Below are 17,533 nucleotides of genomic sequence, written 5' to 3'. Positions count from 1 at the left end.
TTCAGAACCCCAGGTAGGCGTGCCGGAGGGCGTCGTCGTCGCGCAGTTCCGCCGCGTCCGCGTCGCGCACCACCCGGCCGAGGGACATGACCACGCCCCGGTCGGCGACCGAGAGCGCGCTGCGCACGTTCTGCTCGACCAGCAGCACGGCCAGCCCGGTGTCGTCGCGCAGGCTCGCCAGCAGGCCCATCAGCTGCGCGGTGACCCTGGGCGCCAGGCCGAGCGACGGCTCGTCGAGCAGCAGCAGCCGCGGGCGGGCGACCAGCGCGCGGCCGACCGCCAGCATCTGGCGCTCGCCGCCGGACAGCTGGTGCCCGGCGTGCCCGCGCCGCCGGGCGAGCGGTTCGAACAGCGCGTAGACCTCGTCGAGCGCGCGGCGGGCGTCCCGGCGGTCGGTCCGCCACAGGCCACCGAGCCGCAGGTTCTCGTCCACGGTCAGCTCCGCGACCACGCCGCGGCCCTCCGGCACGTGCGCCATGCCGCGCCGGACCCGGTGCTCGACCGGGACGCGGGCCAGGTCCGCACCGGACAGCCGGACCGTCCCGGCGGACGGCCGCAACAACCCCGACACGGTACGCAGCAACGTGGTCTTCCCCGCTCCGTTCGCGCCGAGCACGGCCACGATCGCGCCGGGCGGCACGGTGAGCGTCACGTCGTGCAGCACGGGTGCGGCACCGTACCCGGCGGTGAGGCCCTGGATCCGGAGCAGCGGCTCCTCGGGGGCGGCGTGCCGGGGTCCCGGCGAGGACTCGGTGGCCGCGGTCATCGGAGCGCCACCACGCCGTCGCCCGGCCCGCCCGGCGGCGGATCGGGCGGCCGCCCGGCGGTCGTGGCGCCGCCGGTCGGCCCGCCGGCCGGGGGCCGGGCGTCGCCGGAGTCCGGCACCGGGCCGGCGTCGCCGGGAGCGATCGCCTCGGTGCCGAGGTAGGCCGCGGCGACCGCGGGATCGCCGCGCACCTGGTCCGGCGTGCCGGTCGCGACCACCCGGCCGAAGTCCAGCACGACGATCTCGTCGCAGACCGACATCACCAGGTCCATGTGGTGCTCGACGAGCAGCACGGCCGTGCCCGCGCTCGCCGGCAGGTCACGGATCAGCGCGGCCAGCTCGTCGATCTCCTCCGCGCCGAGGCCACCGGCCGGTTCGTCGAGCAGCAGCAGGTGCGGGCGGGCGGCGAGCGCGCGGGCCAGCCCGGCCTTCTTCTGGATCGCGTACGGCAGCGTGGCGGGGAGCGCGTCCGCGTACCGTGCGATGTCCAGGCTGTCCAGCAGCGCGACCGCCTCCGTACGCAGCCGCCGCTCGTCCCGCGCGGCCCGCGGCGTGGCGAGCAGCGACGAGACGAACCCGGACCGGGCCCGCGCGCCGGTCATCACGTTCTCCGCGAGCGTGAGACCGGCGAACAGCCCGACGCCCTGCAGCGTGCGCGCGATCCCGGCCCGGCTGAGCCGGTGCGGTGCCGGGCGCAGCGGCCGGCCGCCGAGCGTCAGCGTGCCGGTGTGCGGCACCACGAAGCCGCAGATCACGTTGAACACCGTGGTCTTGCCCGCGCCGTTCGGCCCGATCACGCCGACGATCCGGCGGGGCGGCACGGTCAGTGAGACGTCGTCCAGCGCGGTGAGCCCGCCGAAGCGCACGCCGACCCCGGCGAGCTCGAGCCCCTGGTGTGACGGTGGTGCGTTGTGCGGTGGTGCGTTGTGCGGTGGTGCGCCCATTGGTCACCTCGCCCAGCACCTCGCCGAGCGGTCGTCGCCCGTGCGACGGGCCGGCCGAGGTAATTACACTGGGAGTGTATATTCGTGCAACGCGACGTCAATACCTCTGACATGACACGGAATCATCAATATCCCGCGCCGTCCACCAGCGGTTCGTCGTGGCGCCGGTGACCTACGTGCGGCCCTCGGCCCGGTGGCTGTCGCGGCCGGCCGGGGCGACCGTCATCGTGTCCCCTGATCCTGGAGGAGGATGCCGACTCCGCGGTCGAGGTGGTGGAGCGGCACGCCCGTGCGCAGCGGCACGCCGGCCCCGCCGCGCCGCTGCGCGACGATCTCCGCCGCGATCGACAGCGCGATCTCCGGCGGGGTCCGGGCGCCGAGGTCGAGTCCGATCGGCGAGTGCAGCCGGCCCAGCTCGGCGTCGGTCAGGCCGGCCGCGCGCAGCCGGGTCAGCCGGTCCTCGTGGGTGCGCCGGGAGCCCATCGCCCCGACGTACGCGACCGGCAGCCGCAGCGCCGCGGTGAGCAGCGGCACGTCGAAGCGCGGGTCGTGGGTGAGCACGCAGATCGCCGTGCGCGCGTCGACCCGCTGCGCCGCGAGGTAGCGGTGCGGCCAGTCGACGACCACCTCGGCCGCGTGCGGGAACCGCTCCGCCGTGGCGAACGTGGCCCGCGCGTCGCAGACCGTGACCCGGTAGCCGAGGAACGCACCGACCTGAGCCAGCGCGGCCGCGTGGTCGATCGCGCCGAAGACCAGCAGCCGCGGCGCCGGCGCGTGCCGCTCCACCAGCACGCCGGGCCCGTCCTCCGCCCGCACGGTCACCCGCCCGAGATCCGGGCCCCGCACCACTGTGGACAGTACGACCGGCTCGTCCCGCGCGGCGGCGGCCAGCGCGGCCGCCAGCTCCGGCTCCGCGCCGAGGTCGTAGCGGCGCAGGATCAGCTCGATCGTGCCGCCGCAGGTGAGGCCGGCCGCGAGGCCCGTGTCGTCGCCGTACCCGAACCGCAGCACCCGCGGTGCGGCGTCCCCGGTCAGCATCTCCTGGCAGGCCTGGTAGACCTCGGCGTCGACGCAGCCGCCGGAGACGTTGCCGAGCATCGCGCCGTCCGCGGTCACCACCAGCGACGCGCCGGGCTGCCGGGGCGCACTGCCGCGCACGCTCACCACCGTCGCGGCGGCGAACGGTTCGGTGGATCCGGCCAGTGCCGGTGCCAGCTCAAGCATGGCCACGCTCGCGCAGCACGGTCAGCGCCCGGACGACCGTACGCCGGAGCAGTGCGGGTTTGAATGAGTTGTGTTCCCGTGGTTGCGCGCCGTCCGCGGCCCGGGCGGCCGCGGCCTCGAAGACCTCGTCCGTGGCACGCCTGCCGGCCAGCGCGGTCTCCACCGCGGTCAGCCGCCACGGGCGGGTCGCCACGCCGCCGACCGCGATCCGGGCCGCGACGATCGTGCCGCGGCGCACCTCCAGCGCGACGGCCGCGGAGGCGAGCGCGAACTCGTACGACTGCCGGTCTCTGATCTTGAGGTAGACCGACTGCGCCGCCCAGCGGGACCGGGGCACGGTCACGCCGGTGATCAGCTCGCCCGGCCGCAGCGCGTTCTCGATCTGCGGTGTGCTGCCGGGCAGCTGGTAGAACGCGTCCAGCGGCACGGTCCGCGTCCCGCGCGCCGACGCCAGGTGCACGCCCGCGCCCAGCGCGACCAGTGCCACCGCCAGGTCGCTCGGGTGGGTGGCGATGCACGAGTCGCTGGTGCCGAGGATCGCGTGCCCGCGGTTCACGCCGGTGAGCGCCGCACAGCCGCTGCCCGGCTCCCGCTTGTTGCACGGTGACGCGACGTCCCGGAAGTAGCCGCACCGGGTGCGCTGCAACAGGTTCCCGCCGATGCTGGCCATGTTGCGCAGCTGCCCGGACGCGCTCAGCTCCAGCGCCTCGGCGATCACCGGGTAGTCCGTGCGCACGATCCGGTGCGCGGCGACGTCGCTCATCCGGTCCAGCGCGCCGATGTGCAGGCCGTCCGCGTCCAGTGTGATGCCGCGCAGCGGCAGCCGGTTGATGTCCAGTACCCGGCCGGGGCCCATCACGTCGAGCTTCATCAGGTCGACCAGCGTGGTGCCGCCGGCCAGGAAGGCGGTGCCGGGCCCCGCCTGTGCCAGCGCGTCGCGGACCGACGCCGGCCGGGAGAACGTGAATCCCCGCATCAGCGCATCACCTTCTGCGCGTCCTTGATCGCCTCGACGATCGACGGGTACGCGCTGCACCGGCAGATGTTGCCGGACATCCGCTCGCGGATCTCGTCGTCGGTCGCGGCGCGGCCCTCGCGCACCATCGCGACCGCGGACATGATCTGGCCGGACGTGCAGAAGCCGCACTGCAGGCCGTCCCGCTCCACGAACGCCTGCTGCATCGGGTGCAGCTTCTCGCCCTGCGCCAGGCCCTCGATCGTGGTGACCGCGCAGCCCTCGGTCGCCGCGGTCAGCGTCAGGCAGGACAGCACCCGGCGGCCGTCCACGTGCACGGTGCACGCGCCGCACTGGCCGCGGTCGCAGCCCTTCTTCGTACCGGTCAGCTCCAGCCGCTCACGCAGCGCGTCGAGGAGCGTCACCCGCGGGTCCAGCTCGACCGTGCGCGGCTCGCCGTTGACCGTCATCCGCACGGTCACGACCGTCTCGCCGGCCGCCTCGAGCTCCGGCGCGGCCGCCGCGGAGGCCGCACCCGGGCCCAGCAGCGGCACCGCCGCGAGCGCGGCGCCACCGCCCAGAACCCCTCGCCGGGACACACCCGACACGTCTCGCGAATCCATACGCTTCTCCCGGGTCGCACACCGGGCGGGACGTCCCCGGCCCGGCTGAGGTGCCTCCACACTGGCCGGAGACGCGGACCGCTACCACGGACCGCCGGTCCCAGGTTGGATTCAGCGCAGCGACGGGGCGACGACCGCGGTGATCATGCGGGAGACCTCGTGCTCGTCCGGCGGGGACGTGCGGCGGCCGGCGGACAGCAGGTGGCCGGAGCCGATCAGCGTGTACGCGAGCATCTGCGGGTCCGCGTCCGGGGCCAGGCGGCCGGCGTCGCGTTCCAGCGCCAGATAGGACGCGATCATCGCGACCGCGTCCGCGAGCAGCGGAACGCCGCCCGGGTGCGCGGCGCGGAGCCGGGCGCGGAGGTCGTCCCGGAAGATCATCAGACCGATCAGCGCGACCGCGACGGAGTTGAAGAGCGCGGTCATCGCGCCGGCCAGGTTGCCCACCACGGTGCCGGTGCCGACCGACTCCCGCAGCGCGGCGGCGCGCGGTGCCAGCGCGGCGATGCGGTCGTCGATCAGATCGGCGAGGAAGCCGTCGAAATCCGGGAAGTGCCGGTGCAGCACGCCCTTGGCGACACCGGCCTCGGTGGTGACGGCACGGCTGGTCAGCGCCGCGGCGCCGTCCCGGACCAGGATCCGCTCGGCGGCGGCGAACAGGTGCTCGCGCACGTCGCGAATCGCCACACCGGTCGGCACGGTGTCAGATTACCGGCCAACCAAGTGGGCATGTGCCCACTATTGTGGGCACATGCCCACTCACGAACATCGGCAGGTCGCGGAATCCTTCGGCAACGACGCCACACGGTACGACCGAGCCCGTCCCGGCTACCCCGGCGCGATGGTCCGGGCCGTCCTGGAGGCCACGCCCGGAGAGCGGCCGGACGTGCTGGACGTCGGCTGCGGCACCGGCATCTCCTCGCGTCCGTTCCTCCGGGCCGGCTGCCGGGTGCACGGCGTCGAGCCGGACCCGCGGATGGCCGCACTGGCCCGCCGCGACGGCATCGAGGTGGACGAGTCGACGTTCGAGGCTTGGGAGCCGCACGGCCGTACCGTCGATCTGGTCGTCGCGGGCCAGGCCTGGCACTGGGTCGACCCGGTCGCCGGTGCGCGGCGCGCGGCCGAGGTGCTGCGGCCCGGCGGGCGGATCGCGCTGTTCTGGAACGGCATGCAGCCGGAACCCGCGGTCGCCGAGACGTTCGCGCGGGTCAACGCGGAGGTACTGCCCGAGCTGCCGCGCCTGCCGGCCTCCGCGGCGGAGGCCTACGCGGCGATGGGCGCGACGGCCGCGGACGGGCTCCGCGCCGCGGCGGCCTTCACCGAACCGGAGGAGTGGCGGTTCGAGTCGGCACGCCGCTACACCCGCGACGAGTGGCTGGACCTGGTGCCGACCCAGGGCTTCTACACCCGCCTGCCCCCGGACCGGCTGCGCCCGCTGCTCGACCGGATCGGCGCGGCGATCGACGGCGTGGTCACCGTGCACGTCACCACGCTGGTGGTCACGGCGTCCCGGCGGGCGTGAGGCCGAGCAGCCCGGCCAGTTCCCCGCGGTGCGCGGCGGCGGTGCCGAGCGCGACCGACGTGGTCTTGGCGCGCTTCAGGTAGAGGTGCGCCGGATGTTCCCAGGTGAAGCCGATGCCACCGTGCAGCTGCACGCACTCCTCCGCCGCCCGCACCGCCACCGGGCCGCAGTGCGCCTGCGCCAGCGCGGCCGCCAGCCGCGGCTCGGCGCCGTCCAGCTCCACGCCGGACACCGCACCGGCCGCGAACCGGGCCACCGCGCGGGCCTGCGTCACCGACACCCAGACGTCCGCCAGCCGGTGCTTGATCGCCTGGAACGAGCCGATCGGCCGGCCGAACTGGATCCGCGTCCGCGCGTACTCCACGGTGCTGTCCAGGCACCACTCGGCCACGCCGAGCTGCTCCGACGCCAGCAGCGCGGCGCCGGCCGTGCGCGCCGCGCCCAGCGCCGGCTGTGCCGGGCCGATCGACCGGCCGGGTGCCGCGGACAGCGTCAGGTCCACCAGTGGCCGAGTGACGTCCAGCGACACCACGGGGGTACGGGTGACGCCCGGCCCGTCCGCGGCCACCTCGTAGAGCTCGTCACCGGCCGGCACCAGCAGCACGTCCGCGGCCAGTGCGTCCGCCACCGACGCGACCCGCCCGGTCAGCGTACCACCGGTGACCCGCACGTCGCCGCCGGGCCCGGCGAACGGCACCGCCAGCGCCGCGCACGCCGACCCGTCCGCGATCCGCGACAGCACCGTGGTGTCGCCCGCGACCCGCAGCGCGGTCACCGCCATCACCGCGCAGCCGAGGTACGGCACCGGGGTCAGGAACCGGCCCAGCTCCTCCATCACCAGCGCGGCCTCGCGCAGGCTCGCGCCCGCGCCGCCGAGCTTCTCCGGCACGATCAGCCCGGTCACGCCCAGTTCCGCCGCGAGCAGCCGCCACACCTGCGCGTCGAAGCCGTCGTCCGGCGACCCGGCGCGCGAGCGGAGCAGGGCACGGAGCGAGTCGCGCAAGGACTCCTCGTCCTGGCTGTACAGCAGGTTCATCGGGGCAGCTCCCGCCACGGGACGGTGGTGTCGGTGCGCGGCTCGGCCGGCAGGCCGAGCACCCGCTCCGCGATGATGTTCCGGAGGATCTCGGACGTGCCGCCCTCGATCGACGTGCCCTTCGCACGCAGCCACCGGTACGTCGGGGACCGTCCCTCGAAGTCGACCGCCTCGCCGCGCCGCATGGTCCAGTCGTCGTGCCGGAGCCCGTCGGCGCCCCGCAGCTCCAGCTCCAGCCCGGTGATCCGCTGCGCCAGCTCGGCGAACGCGAGCTTGACCGCGGACCCCTCCGGTCCGGGATCACCGGCCGCGAGCTGCTGCCGGGCGCGCACGCCGGTCAGCCGCGCGGCCTCGGCCGCCACCCAGAGCCGCATCATCTCGTCGTGCGCCGCGGCGGTCCGCACGTCCGGCCGGCCGGTCCAGAGCGCGGTGAGCACGCCGATCAGGCCGCCGCCGCGGGGCAGCGCGCCGCCGCCGATCGAGACGCGCTCGTTCATCAGCGTGGTCCGGGCGACCGCCCAGCCCTCGCCGACCGCGCCGAGCCGCAGGTCGTCAGGGAGGAACACGTCGGTCAGGAACACCTCGTTGAACTCGGCCTCGCCGGTGAGCTGCCGCAGCGGCCGCACGTCCACGCCGGGCGCGGTCATGTCGCAGACGAAGTACGTCAGGCCGCGGTGTTTGGGCAGGTCCGGATCGGTGCGGGCGAGCAGGATCGCCCACCGGGCGCGGTGCGCCATCGACGTCCAGACCTTCTGCCCGGTGATCCGCCAGCCGTCGCCGTCGCGGACCGCGCGGGTGGCCAGCCCGGCCAGGTCGGAACCGGCGCCCGGCTCGCTGAACAGCTGGCACCACAGCTCCTCGCCGGTCCACAGCGGACGGAGGAACCGCCGCTTCTGCGCGGCGGTGCCGTGCCGGAGCAGCGTGGGCGCGGCCATGCCGAGCCCGATGCCGATCCGGCGTGGGTCGTTGGACGGTGTGCCGGCCAGTTCCTCGTCCACGATCGCCTGCTGCTCGCGCGGCAGGCCGAGCCCGCCGAGCCCGGCCGGGTAGTGCACCCAGGCGAGCCCGGCGTCGAACCGGGCGCGCAGGAACGCCACCGGGTCGTCCGTCGGTGCCGACGCGCGGAACGCCCGGACCAGCTCCCGGACGTCAGTCACGCGGGCCGCCGGCCACGTAGATGACCTGGCCGGAGACGAAGCCGGCGCCCTCGGAGGCGAGGAACGAGATGGTGTGCGCGACGTCCTCCGGGCGGCCCACCCGGCGTACCGGGATCTGCTCGGCTGCCTTCTCCTGGTAGACGTCGAACGGCACCTTGACCCGGGCCGCGGTGGCCGCGGTCATGTCGGTGACGATGAAGCCGGGCGCGACCGCGTTCGCTGTCACGCCGAACGGTCCCAGCTCCAGCGCGAGCGTCTTCGTGAAGCCCTGCATGCCGGCCTTCGCGGCCGCGTAGTTGACCTGGCCCCGGTTGCCGAGCGCGGACGTGCTGGACAGGTTGACGATCCGGCCCCACTTCGCGGCCGTCATGTGCGCCTGCGCGGCCCGGGTCATCAGGAACGCGCCGCGCAGGTGCACGCCGAGCACCGTGTCCCAGTCCGCGTCGGTCATCTTGAACAGCAGGTTGTCCCGGATCACGCCGGCATTGTTGACCAGCACGACCGGCGGGCCGAGCTCGGCCGCGACCCGGTCGACGGCCGCGGTGACCTGCGCGGCGTCCGACACGTCCGCGCCGATCGCGAGCGCCCGCCCGCCGGCCGCCACGATCGCGTCCGCGGTGCCCTTCGCATCCGTCTCGGCCAGGTCCAGGACCGCGACCGCGAGCCCGTCCGCGGCGAGCCGGAGCGCGGTGGCCGCCCCGATTCCACGCGCCGCCCCGGTCACGATCGCCACCCGCTGCTGCTCCGCCATCGGTGCCCCACCCTCCGCAGTTTGTGCACTGACAGTGCAATATAACCGCCGTTCAGGTGTCACGCTAGTACGCGCGCGGCCCGCAGATCCATCGAGCAACGAAAATAGGCGGGGCGCACGCCTCGTGCACCCCGCCGCCGATCCGCGCGCGGTCAGGTTCTGGCCGCGATCCGGTCCCGGACCGCGCCGGCCGCCTCTCGCCCCCAGTGGACCGTCTTGTCCAGGAACGCGCGCGCCATGATGAACAGCACCGTGGCCGCGTTGACGATCGAGCCGAACAGGTCACTCGGGTGGTGCATGCCGCGGTAGAGACGGGTGAGCCCCACGCCCAGCGGCACCGCCACCAGCAGTGCCAGCCAGGTCCACCGCCCACGCCGGGTCACGCACCGGGACGCCATCACCAGCCCCAGGCCGACGTAGAGCGCGATCGCGGCCGACGTGTGCCCGCTCGGGAAGCTGGACGTCGGCGGCGACACGTCCATGTGTTCCACGGCCGGGCGCTCCCGGTCGATCACCAGCGTGGTCAGCACGAAGATGATCGACTGTGCCGCCACCGCGCCGATCATGAACGCCGGCTCGCGCCAGTTCCGCGAGGTCAGGAACAGCACGAGCGCGACGACCGCGGTGATCGCGATGACCGTGTGCGTGTCGGCGAGCGTGCTGAACACCTTCGACACCGCGTCGGCGGTGCCGCCCCGCTCCTGCTCCAGCTGGCGGTTGACGTCGTCCTCGAGCGTCAGCGGCCAGTCGTCGTGCAGCACGCGGGTGATCAACAGCCCCAGGCCGACCAGCGCGGCGTAGAGCAGGGCGAGGGGCAGCACCAGCCGCGCGGCGGCCTGCCGCACCACGGCCCAGGTTCCGGCGAGTGACATGGCCGATTCCATACCCTGGCGTCACTCGACATCAAACCCCGCCGTCCGTCATCTGGCCGCACGACGACCGCACGGCCCGCCGCTCGCCGTCAGCGGCCGGCCGGCTGGGCCTCGCGAAGACCCTCGGTCAGGGGGCGGTGGGCGGCGCCGCGCCAGGTCTCGAACGCGGCGGTGGTGGCGGCGACGACGGCGATGCCGATGATCCAGCCGCCCAGGACGTCGCTCATCCAGTGCACGCCGAGCACGACACGGCTGAGCCCGGTGCCGAGCGCGACCGCGAGCGCGCCGGCCCACAGCACGGCGCGGACCAGACCGCGGTGCGGCAGGCGGTCGGTGAGCGGGAGCAGCATGAGCAGCAGCACGGCGGGGGCGAGCGCGGCCGTCATCGCGTGGCCGGACGGGAACGAGTAGCCGGGCGCGGACGACACCGGGTCCAGCCATTCCGGCCGGGCTCGGCCGAACAGCAGCTTGAGCAGCAGACCGAGCACGCCACCGGCCGCGATCGTGGTGACCGCCCAGAGCGCGACCCGGTGCGCGCCGCGCCACCAGAGCAGCACGGCGAGCAGCACCACGGTGATCCGCAGCGGCGTCGGCGCGAACACGTCGGTCCAGGTCTGCGTCGCGTCGACCCAGTCCGGCCGGGCCCGCACGAACGTGTAGAGCGCCTCCGCCACCCGCTGGTCGAGCGCGCGCAACGGTTCCCAGCGCGACACCACCAGCATCGCGATCATCGAGAACGGGATGAGGATCAGCGCGGCGGCGACGGCCGCGAGCGTCATCCGCAGACCGAGCCAGTCGTGCCGATCGGTCCTGCGCGCCCACCAGGTCTTCACGTCCATCCCGGCTTCTTACCCGGCTCGGCTGAGAAGAATCTGCCATCCGCCTGGGACCGGCATGAGCACCGGTGGGCAGCGGGTGGGCTGTCCGCCGGACTCCCGGCGCTCCTACCGTCGCGGTGACCCGCGCGGGGCGGTACGGCCGGACCGTGACGAAACGCGCCACACCGGCGCTGATACCACCGTAAGCGACAATTGATGCACCTCGGAGGCACGACGACGTGACGGTTCCACCTGACGACGCGAATCGGGCCGGTTACGCGGCCGACCGGGCGCACGCGCTGCGCACGATGTTCCCGCGCCGGGTGGCGGACGTACCGGAGACGCCGGCGCCGGACGATGCCCCGGCGGCGCCCGCGGCGGAGGACCGGCGCCGCCGGCCGCTGCTGATGATCGGAGGCGCGCTGGCCGTGCTGGCCGTGGCCGCCGCGACGGCGGTGTTCGTCGCGGCGAGGTCCGCGCCGCGTCCCGACCGGGCCGGTGTGGTGGTGCCGGTGACCACGGTGGAGGTGCGGGTGCCGCCGGAGGCCGGCCCCGGCTCGCCGGCACCGGCGTCCGCAACCCCGTCCGCGTCGCCGTCCGGCACCCCCTCCGCGAGCCCGTCGGCGAGCCCGAGCGCGTCCGGCGGGGCGCCGGAGGCACCGGCGGTGAAGAAGACGCCACCGAAGCCGGCCGGGCGGGCCAATCCGGGCGGGGGAAACCTGGCGCTGCGCCGCCCGGTCGAGGTCTCCGGCGTGGAGGGCGACCCGTGGAAGGCGTCCAACGCGGTCGACGGCGATCTGAGCACGCGCTGGAGCAGCGCGTTCACCGATCCGGGCTGGCTGACCGTGGACCTGGGCGAGGCGTGGGCGGTGCGCGAGGTGCAGATCGCCTGGGAGCACGCGTACGCGACCGCGTACCGCGTGGAGGCGTCGACGGACGGCCGGACCTGGACCGTGCTCTACCGGACGGCCGGCGGCAGCGGCGGTACGGTCACCGTGCGCGAGCCCGCGGTCGCCCGCTACGTCCGGCTGTACGCCACCGCGCGCAACAGCCGGTACGGCTACTCCGTGCTGGAGCTGCGAGTACGCTGACCGGCGTCGATCAGTTCGCGCGCGATGTCCAGGTGACCGGCGTGCCGCGCGTACTCCTGCAGCACGTGGAAGAGCACCGCGGCCACGCTCGGCGGCGCCTGTTTGCCCTTCGGGAACCGTCCACCGGTCGCGGACGACGCGGACAGCGCGCGGTTGCCGATGATCCGGCGCGTGCCGGCGCCACCCGCGCGCAGCTGTGCCAGCAGGTCGTCGATCGACTCGTCCGGCCGTACGGTCCAGCGCTCGTCCGCGCTCTCCCCCCACGGATCCGTGACGGCGGCACCGGCCACGCCCCAGACGAGCCAGCGGCGCTCCATGTGCACCAGGTGCTTGACCAGTTCGATCGGTGACCAGCCGGAGGGAAGCCGGTAGTCGCGGAGCTGCTCCTCGGAGAGGCCGGCCACTGTGTCCGCGATCGACGACCGGTAGTAGTCGAGGTAGGTGAGGAACAGCTCGCGCACGTCGGTGCCGGGCCCGGGTTCGGGCTGGAGGGTGTTCATCGCACAGTGTTACCCCGCGAGCAGCGCCGCTATCAACGCCTCCGCCGGTACCGCGCCCGGCCGGTCGCTGACCTGCCCGTCACCCAGCTCGACCACCCGCCACACGCCGTCCTCCCGGCGTGCCAGGTCGACCGTGACGAACGGCAGCCCGAGCCGCGCGACCAGCGGCGCGACCGCGGTGAGGTCCGGCGTGCCGGTATCCCCCGGTGTGTCCGGGTGCGGCCCGGTCAGGCGTGCCTCCCCGGCGATCCACCAGGTCCGGACCTCGGGCGCGGTCAGCGGCTCGAAGCGGCGGAGCACGAACCCGCCGGTGAAGTCCTCGCCGCGCAGCTCCCGAAGCCGGGACGCGACCCGCCAGGCCGCGTCCGCGTCGGCCAGCTCCGGCACGTACGCGGCCTCGTGCCAGTGGTGCTTCACGCTCTTGGTGTAGTCGCGAAGCATCGCGGGCCCGTCCGTCAGCAGCTCACGGGCCTGGTCGAAGGCGGCGCGGCCGTCGCCGTGGGTCCAGACCGACTCGGGCGTGACCGGGCGCAGCGCGTCGTACCAGCCGGGCAGCTCGTGCGCCCGCCGGTAGTCCGCCGCGCCGGTCCGCAGCGTGGCGCCGCGCCGGGCCAGCGCGTCCGCCATCGTCGCGTAGCCGCCGGCCGGCAGCATCCAGCCGCGGTAGACCACGTCCGGGCCGGCCGAGACCCGCGCCACCGCGCGGTCCGCGTCGGCACCGGCGGCCAGCGCGTCGTGGTCGACCACCGCGACCTCGGCACCGGCCTCCCGCGCGGCCGCGGCCTCGGCCGCGAAGTGCTCGTCGGGCCGGCGCGGCCGCATCGGGTCGGACGGCACGATCAGGATCATCGGGCGATCAGCTCCTCCGTGAGCGGGTCCCGCTCACCGTCGTAGTAGCGGTCCAGGACCTCGCCGAACAGCGTCTCGTCCGGCGCGGCCAGCGCGAACAACGTCATCGACGAGCGGAGCTTCTGCGCGTCGACGACGCCGAGGATGTCCGCCGCGGTGCGGTCCCGGACCCCGAGCACCGCGCGCGTGCACGCGCGCAGGCGCGGGCCGAGGACCGGATGGGCCAGGTAGTCGCGGGCCTCGTCGAGCGAGGCGAGCGCGTACCGCTGGGCCATGTCGCTGCGGCCCAGGCCGGCCAGCTGCGGGAAGACGAACCACATCCAGTGGCTGCGCTTGTCGCCCGCGGTCAGCTCGGCCAGGGCGCGCTCGTGGACGCCCGCCTGGGCGTCCACGAACCGCTGCAGATCCGTCATGCTCAGAAGCCCGGGAAGACGCGGCGGAGGCCGTCCAGGCCCAGCGGCCCGGTGACCGAGACCCCGTCCGTGTCGTACGGCTCCTTGAACCGGCCGTACAGCAGCCGGATCAGTGCCTCCGCGGGCAGCGTGAGCGTGCCGTCCGGCTCCGCCGGGGTCTCCGTCTTCGCCACCACGCCGCCCAGGTGCAGGCCGAACGACCGGTCCGCGTCGGTCAGCCGCACCGCGAGCCGGTGCTCCCCGCCGCCGAGCGAGTCGGTCCGGCCCATGAAGCCGAACATGTGCGGCGCGTGGTCGAGCAGGATCGCCACCGCGTCCGCGCGCACGTGGGCCCGCGGGTCGAGCGCGGCCTCGACGTCCCAGGCGTGCAGCGCGAACTCGCTGAGCCACAGCCGGGCCGAGGCGGCCACGTCGACCGGGGACGGCAGCCAGCCGAACACGACCCGCACGTTCTCCCGCTGGTCGTCGTCCAGCGCCTCGAACATCTCGATCAGCCGGGCGTTCGACTCGGCGAACCCGGCGGCCTGCTCGGCCGGTGCCATCGCGTCCCAGCGTGCCCAGACACCCCGGTTGAAGTCCGGGCCGGGCATGTCCGTGCCGTCCCGGCCGGCGATCACCGTGGCCAGGTGGATCTCGGCGCCGCTGCCCAGATGACTGAGCACCTGCGCGACCGTCCACTCGTCGGCGGCGGACCGCCGGGTCAGGTCGTCCGGCGAGAGCTTGCCCACGAACGCGACCAGCTCGTCATGACCGGCCCGCAGCACGGCGATGACGCTGTCGGCGGCTGTGCTCATCTGCATCCTGCCCATCGGTAGCTTCGTATGACCCCCACATCATGCTCCTCCCCGATCATCGCGGCGGCAGACAGACCGTGTACCCATGGATGTTCATCGGATGCTCGCCGGAGTCGCGCACGGTCACCGCGACGCCGCCGGTGCCGGGGACCGTGGCGGTCAGGTCGGCCAGCCCGTCGTCCAGCCGCCCGGTGTCCACCCGCAGGCCGAGCGATGCCCAGTACTCGGCCAGGCCGGGCAGCAGCGACTCCGGGTCCGCGGTGGTGAAGCCGGCCGGGAACTCGACCGGGTATCCGCTCTGCACGGTGCCGCTCGGCCGGTCACCGAACAGCCCGTCCTCGTAGCACTCGTCGCCGTCCTCCGGCGCGAGCGGCGCGGGGGCCATGCCGAAGTGGTCGCGGGACGTCCGGTGCAGCACGTCGATGATGATCCCGGCGGCGTCACCGGCCGTGGCCGGGTGCGGATCCGCGAACGGCCCGGCCGACGGCGCCGGACCCGGCTCGGGTGCACGCCCGAGATCCGGCCCGGCCGGTCGCGGACCGAACGCGGCCTCCAGACCGGGCCGCTCCCACGTCCGCCGGTACGGCTCGGAACTCCCGCTGTCCGTGGTCAGGTCGATCGCGTCGACGCGACCCACGTGGTGGCGCCAGACGATCTTCGCGGCCCGCCGGTCGAAACCGGTCCGGTTCTTCTCCGCCGGGAGCGGCAGCGTCGTGGTGGCGGAGACGACCACGACGGTCCGGCCGTTCTCCTGCCGCTCCGCGATCGCGGGTGCGTCGACGCCCGCGGCGCTCCACGGGTCGTCCCGCCCGTCCGCCGCCGGCCCGCCGCACCCGGCCAGGACCAGCAGGACGGCCGCGAGCACGAAACGCTTGATCACCCGGACAACCGTACGGAGTACCCGCAACGACCTGGTAGAGATGGTGACGTGGACACCGACGTCGCCCGTTACCTGGATGCCCTGGCCGACGCCGCGCGCGACGTGCTGGGCGACGCCCTGGTCGGGGCGTACGCGGCCGGGTCCGTCGCGCTGGACGCCTACCGGCCGGGCCGCAGTGACGTCGACGTCGCGCTGGTCTGTGCCGCGCCGCTGGCCGAGCCGGTGAAGCGCGCGCTGGTGGCACGACTGCGGCACGAGGCGCTGCCCTGCCCGGCCCGTGGCCTGGAGCTGGTGGTCTACACCCGGGACAACGCCCGCTCGGGTACGGCCGAGCCGGGCTTCGAGCTGGAGCTGAACAGCGGCGAGCGGATGGACTTCCGGGCCACCTACGCGCCCGATCAGCGCCCGCCCGCGGACGGCCTGTTCTGGTACGCACTGGACCGCAGCATCCTGCACCAGCACGGCCGGGCACTGTTCGGCGAGCCCGCGGCCGGCGCGTTCGCCGAGATCGACGACCTGCGCCCGCCGCTGCGCGACGCGCTGACCTGGTGGCTGGCCCGGCCCGGCCCGGTACCGGGCGACGCGGTGCTCGGCGCCTGCCGCGCGCTGGCCCGCATCCGGCACGGCGCCTGGCTGGACAAGCTCGCGGCCGGCCGGCGGATCATCGCGGACGGCGACCCGGACGCGGACCTGATCGCCCGGTGCGTCGCGGCCGGCGACGGCGCCGCACCGGACCCGGACGCGGCCCGCGCGTTCCAGCGCCGCGTGCTGGCCGAGATCTCGGCGGGAGACCCGGCCGGGATCACAGCGTGAGCGCCAGCCCGGTCTCCGGATCGAAGAAGCGCAGCGCGGCCGGGGGCAGCGTCAGCCGTACCGTGTCACCGCTCTTCGCCGGGAAGCCGGGACCGGTGCTGACCTTCAGCTCGTGACCGGCCCAGCGCGTGGTGGTGCCGAGCCGGCCGACGATCTTCTTCAGCTCGGCCCGGAACTGGAGCCGCAGCAGCGCGTCCAGGTTGGACAGCGGCTCGTCCATCAGCAGCACGGCCGCGTCCACCACGATCGCGCGGGCGACCGCGACGCGCTGCCGCGGCACCACGATCAGCAGCGCGGTGTTGCGCATCGCCTCCCAGAAGTACGCGTCCTCCAGCATGCGCCGCACGTGCACGGTGGTCGGCCCGTCCGCGCCGGTGAACGCGGCGGCCAGACCGGTGAGCAGCGGCCAGAGGAACAGCAGCGTCATGAAGACCAGCGACGGCAGGATCAGCCAGACCGCGGTGAGCCGCTTAGGCGACACGGCATTCCGCCCCGGCCGGGTCCGGCGCCCAGCACGGTACCTTCGCCTCGGCCACGATCCTGTCCAGCCGGGCGCCCTGCGCGTCGACCACGGCCTTGACGTCGTTGCCGTCGATCAGGATCTCCTTGAACGTGTCCTTGAAGACCTGGGCGACCTCGCCGTCGCGGGCGCCGAGCCCGACCGGCGGCAGTGACAGGATCGCGTTCGGCGCGTCGCGCTGCGCCGAGATGGCCGCCTCCGCGAGCGCGACCGCGGCCGGCAGGTCCGCCGGGACCGGCGCGTTCGTGACCGGGAAGAACGCTGATCTGCGGCTTGCCGGAGTCCACCTGGCTCTGCAGCGTGGACGCGAAGATGCCGGTCTCGACCTGGTTGAACGCGACCGGCGCGGCCGTCACCCGCGTTTTCAGGATCGTCTCGAAGCGCTGCCGCTCCTCGACCGGGCTGAACTGGTTGGACAGCAGCGTGACCGTGCCGTCGCCACCGCCGCCGCTGGTCGAGGCACCGGCGCAGGCGGTGAGCAGCGGTGCCGCCGCCACGCCTGCGCCGAGTGCCAGCACACTACGCCGGTCCATGGTGAACCTCCTCCGCGCGTGACTGTCCTCAATGTAGGACAGGCCCGGGCCGCGCGCAGTGGACCTTTCTAGGGGCGCGGTCCGAGCAGGTCCCAGCGGTTCCCGGCCAGGTCCCGGAACACGACGACGGTGCCGTACTCCTCGTGCCGCGGCTCCCCGGTGATCTCGGCGCCGTACGCCCGGAGCCGCTGGAACGTCGCGTCGAAGTCGTCGACGCGGAGGAAGAACCCGACCCGGCCACCGGTCTGATTCCCGACAGCCGCCTCCTGCGCCTCGCCGTCCGCCTTGGCGAGCAGCAGCCCGGTCCCACCGGACGGTGGCCGCACCACCACCCAGCGTTTCGCCCGCCCGTCGTTCGTCAGCGACGGCGAATCCTCCACCAGCTCGAACCCGAGCACGTCCACGAAGAACCGGATCGCCTCGTCATAGTCCGTCACCACGATCGCCACAAGATCAAGATTCACGGCGAGAA

General features: G+C 74.3%; 23 protein-coding genes. 5 read left to right on the top strand and 18 right to left on the bottom strand.

The genetic code is table 11. From position 1 onward, the window contains the following. Window position 1: 1 nt before the first annotated feature. The 6 genes from J2S42_RS35885 to J2S42_RS35860 all read right to left on the bottom strand — a co-directional run bounded on the left by J2S42_RS35885 (window position 2) and on the right by J2S42_RS35860 (window position 5,211). Window positions 2–766 (bottom strand): ABC transporter ATP-binding protein, encoded by a 765-nt coding sequence (locus tag J2S42_RS35885; protein WP_307246534.1) that lies wholly within the window; start codon window positions 764–766, stop codon window positions 2–4. Then, on the bottom strand, window positions 763–1,710 hold the full coding sequence (locus tag J2S42_RS35880) for an ABC transporter ATP-binding protein (protein ID WP_307246533.1): 948 nt from the start codon (window positions 1,708–1,710) through the stop codon (window positions 763–765). The genes J2S42_RS35885 and J2S42_RS35880 overlap by 4 nt, the downstream gene beginning before the upstream one ends. 222 nt (window positions 1,711–1,932) lie before the next feature. Further along, window positions 1,933–2,934, bottom strand: coding sequence for an XdhC family protein (locus J2S42_RS35875; protein WP_307249227.1), 1,002 nt, complete (start codon window positions 2,932–2,934; stop codon window positions 1,933–1,935). Then, on the bottom strand, window positions 2,927–3,910 hold the full coding sequence (locus J2S42_RS35870) for an FAD binding domain-containing protein (RefSeq protein WP_307246531.1): 984 nt from the start codon (window positions 3,908–3,910) through the stop codon (window positions 2,927–2,929). Before J2S42_RS35870 ends, J2S42_RS35875 begins: the two co-directional genes overlap by 8 nt. Beyond that, a complete protein-coding gene (locus J2S42_RS35865; protein ID WP_307249225.1) occupies window positions 3,910–4,359 on the bottom strand; it encodes a (2Fe-2S)-binding protein in 450 nt (149 codons plus the stop codon). The genes J2S42_RS35870 and J2S42_RS35865 overlap by 1 nt, the downstream gene beginning before the upstream one ends. Window positions 4,360–4,623: 264 nt before the next feature. Next, window positions 4,624–5,211 (bottom strand): TetR/AcrR family transcriptional regulator, encoded by a 588-nt coding sequence (locus J2S42_RS35860; RefSeq protein ID WP_307246529.1) that lies wholly within the window; start codon window positions 5,209–5,211, stop codon window positions 4,624–4,626. Between the two features lie 52 nt (window positions 5,212–5,263). On the opposite strand from J2S42_RS35860, the gene J2S42_RS35855 reads away from it, so the two are divergent. Beyond that, the gene (locus J2S42_RS35855; RefSeq protein WP_307246527.1) at window positions 5,264–6,034 is read left to right on the top strand and encodes a class I SAM-dependent methyltransferase; all 771 of its coding nucleotides are present in this window, start codon (window positions 5,264–5,266) and stop codon (window positions 6,032–6,034) included. On the opposite strand, the gene J2S42_RS35850 is transcribed toward J2S42_RS35855, so the two are convergent. The 5 genes from J2S42_RS35850 to J2S42_RS35830 all read right to left on the bottom strand — a co-directional run bounded on the left by J2S42_RS35850 (window position 6,012) and on the right by J2S42_RS35830 (window position 10,689). After that, window positions 6,012–7,070, bottom strand: a complete 1,059-nt coding sequence (locus J2S42_RS35850; protein ID WP_307246525.1) for an acyl-CoA dehydrogenase family protein — start codon at window positions 7,068–7,070, stop codon at window positions 6,012–6,014. The two genes, J2S42_RS35855 and J2S42_RS35850, sit on opposite strands and share 23 nt — an antisense overlap. Next, window positions 7,067–8,227 carry an acyl-CoA dehydrogenase family protein gene (locus J2S42_RS35845; RefSeq protein ID WP_307246524.1) on the bottom strand — a complete coding sequence of 387 codons (1,161 nt, stop codon included), beginning with the start codon at window positions 8,225–8,227 and terminating at the stop codon, window positions 7,067–7,069. The genes J2S42_RS35850 and J2S42_RS35845 overlap by 4 nt, the downstream gene beginning before the upstream one ends. Continuing rightward, window positions 8,220–8,978, bottom strand: a complete 759-nt coding sequence (fabG, locus tag J2S42_RS35840; protein WP_307246522.1) for a 3-oxoacyl-ACP reductase FabG — start codon at window positions 8,976–8,978, stop codon at window positions 8,220–8,222. The genes J2S42_RS35845 and fabG overlap by 8 nt, the downstream gene beginning before the upstream one ends. A gap of 152 nt (window positions 8,979–9,130) precedes the next feature. Then, on the bottom strand, window positions 9,131–9,850 hold the full coding sequence (locus J2S42_RS35835; RefSeq protein ID WP_307246521.1) for a phosphatase PAP2 family protein: 720 nt from the start codon (window positions 9,848–9,850) through the stop codon (window positions 9,131–9,133). 89 nt (window positions 9,851–9,939) lie between these two features. Beyond that, the gene (locus J2S42_RS35830) at window positions 9,940–10,689 is read right to left on the bottom strand and encodes a phosphatase PAP2 family protein (RefSeq protein ID WP_307246519.1); all 750 of its coding nucleotides are present in this window, start codon (window positions 10,687–10,689) and stop codon (window positions 9,940–9,942) included. A 218-nt stretch (window positions 10,690–10,907) separates the two neighbouring features. Here J2S42_RS35830 and J2S42_RS35825 point away from each other — a divergent pair, with 218 nt between their 5' ends. Continuing rightward, window positions 10,908–11,759 (top strand): discoidin domain-containing protein, encoded by an 852-nt coding sequence (locus J2S42_RS35825; protein ID WP_307246517.1) that lies wholly within the window; start codon window positions 10,908–10,910, stop codon window positions 11,757–11,759. Here J2S42_RS35825 and J2S42_RS35820 read toward each other — a convergent pair. From J2S42_RS35820 to J2S42_RS35800, 5 genes are read right to left on the bottom strand one after another with little or no spacing between them, the layout of a single operon-like run. After that, entirely contained in the window at window positions 11,729–12,259 is a 531-nt protein-coding gene (locus J2S42_RS35820) for a DinB family protein (protein ID WP_307246516.1), read from the bottom strand. The genes J2S42_RS35825 and J2S42_RS35820 overlap by 31 nt on opposite strands. A gap of 9 nt (window positions 12,260–12,268) precedes the next feature. Then, window positions 12,269–13,108, bottom strand: coding sequence for an ATP-grasp domain-containing protein (locus J2S42_RS35815; protein ID WP_307246514.1), 840 nt, complete (start codon window positions 13,106–13,108; stop codon window positions 12,269–12,271). After that, entirely contained in the window at window positions 13,105–13,521 is a 417-nt protein-coding gene (locus J2S42_RS35810) for a DUF1810 domain-containing protein (protein WP_307246512.1), read from the bottom strand. Before J2S42_RS35810 ends, J2S42_RS35815 begins: the two co-directional genes overlap by 4 nt. Before the next feature lie 2 nt (window positions 13,522–13,523). After that, complete coding sequence (locus tag J2S42_RS35805; RefSeq protein WP_307246510.1) at window positions 13,524–14,315, bottom strand: maleylpyruvate isomerase family mycothiol-dependent enzyme; 792 nt, start codon at window positions 14,313–14,315, stop codon at window positions 13,524–13,526. A 55-nt stretch (window positions 14,316–14,370) separates the two neighbouring features. Then, window positions 14,371–15,195 (bottom strand): hypothetical protein, encoded by an 825-nt coding sequence (locus J2S42_RS35800; protein WP_307246508.1) that lies wholly within the window; start codon window positions 15,193–15,195, stop codon window positions 14,371–14,373. A 48-nt stretch (window positions 15,196–15,243) separates the two neighbouring features. Here J2S42_RS35800 and J2S42_RS35795 point away from each other — a divergent pair, with 48 nt between their 5' ends. Further along, the gene (locus J2S42_RS35795; protein WP_307246506.1) at window positions 15,244–16,008 is read left to right on the top strand and encodes a nucleotidyltransferase domain-containing protein; all 765 of its coding nucleotides are present in this window, start codon (window positions 15,244–15,246) and stop codon (window positions 16,006–16,008) included. On the opposite strand, the gene J2S42_RS42145 is transcribed toward J2S42_RS35795, so the two are convergent. After that, on the bottom strand, window positions 15,998–16,435 hold the full coding sequence (locus J2S42_RS42145; protein WP_307246504.1) for a hypothetical protein: 438 nt from the start codon (window positions 16,433–16,435) through the stop codon (window positions 15,998–16,000). The two genes, J2S42_RS35795 and J2S42_RS42145, sit on opposite strands and share 11 nt — an antisense overlap. Between J2S42_RS42145 and J2S42_RS35785 the strand changes: the two genes are divergently transcribed. After that, window positions 16,434–16,682, top strand: a complete 249-nt coding sequence (locus tag J2S42_RS35785) for a hypothetical protein (RefSeq protein ID WP_307246503.1) — start codon at window positions 16,434–16,436, stop codon at window positions 16,680–16,682. The two genes, J2S42_RS42145 and J2S42_RS35785, sit on opposite strands and share 2 nt — an antisense overlap. Before the next feature lie 119 nt (window positions 16,683–16,801). Then, the gene (locus J2S42_RS35780) at window positions 16,802–17,083 is read left to right on the top strand and encodes a hypothetical protein (protein ID WP_307246501.1); all 282 of its coding nucleotides are present in this window, start codon (window positions 16,802–16,804) and stop codon (window positions 17,081–17,083) included. A 46-nt stretch (window positions 17,084–17,129) separates the two neighbouring features. On the opposite strand, the gene J2S42_RS35775 is transcribed toward J2S42_RS35780, so the two are convergent. After that, window positions 17,130–17,525: a VOC family protein gene (locus J2S42_RS35775; RefSeq protein ID WP_307246499.1), complete on the bottom strand. Its 396-nt coding sequence runs from the start codon at window positions 17,523–17,525 to the stop codon at window positions 17,130–17,132. Window positions 17,526–17,533 lie beyond the last annotated feature (8 nt).

The organism is Catenuloplanes indicus, assembly GCF_030813715.1.
Classification (GTDB): Bacteria; Actinomycetota; Actinomycetes; order Mycobacteriales; family Micromonosporaceae; genus Catenuloplanes; species Catenuloplanes indicus.
This window is presented reverse-complemented; position numbering and strand designations above follow the sequence as displayed.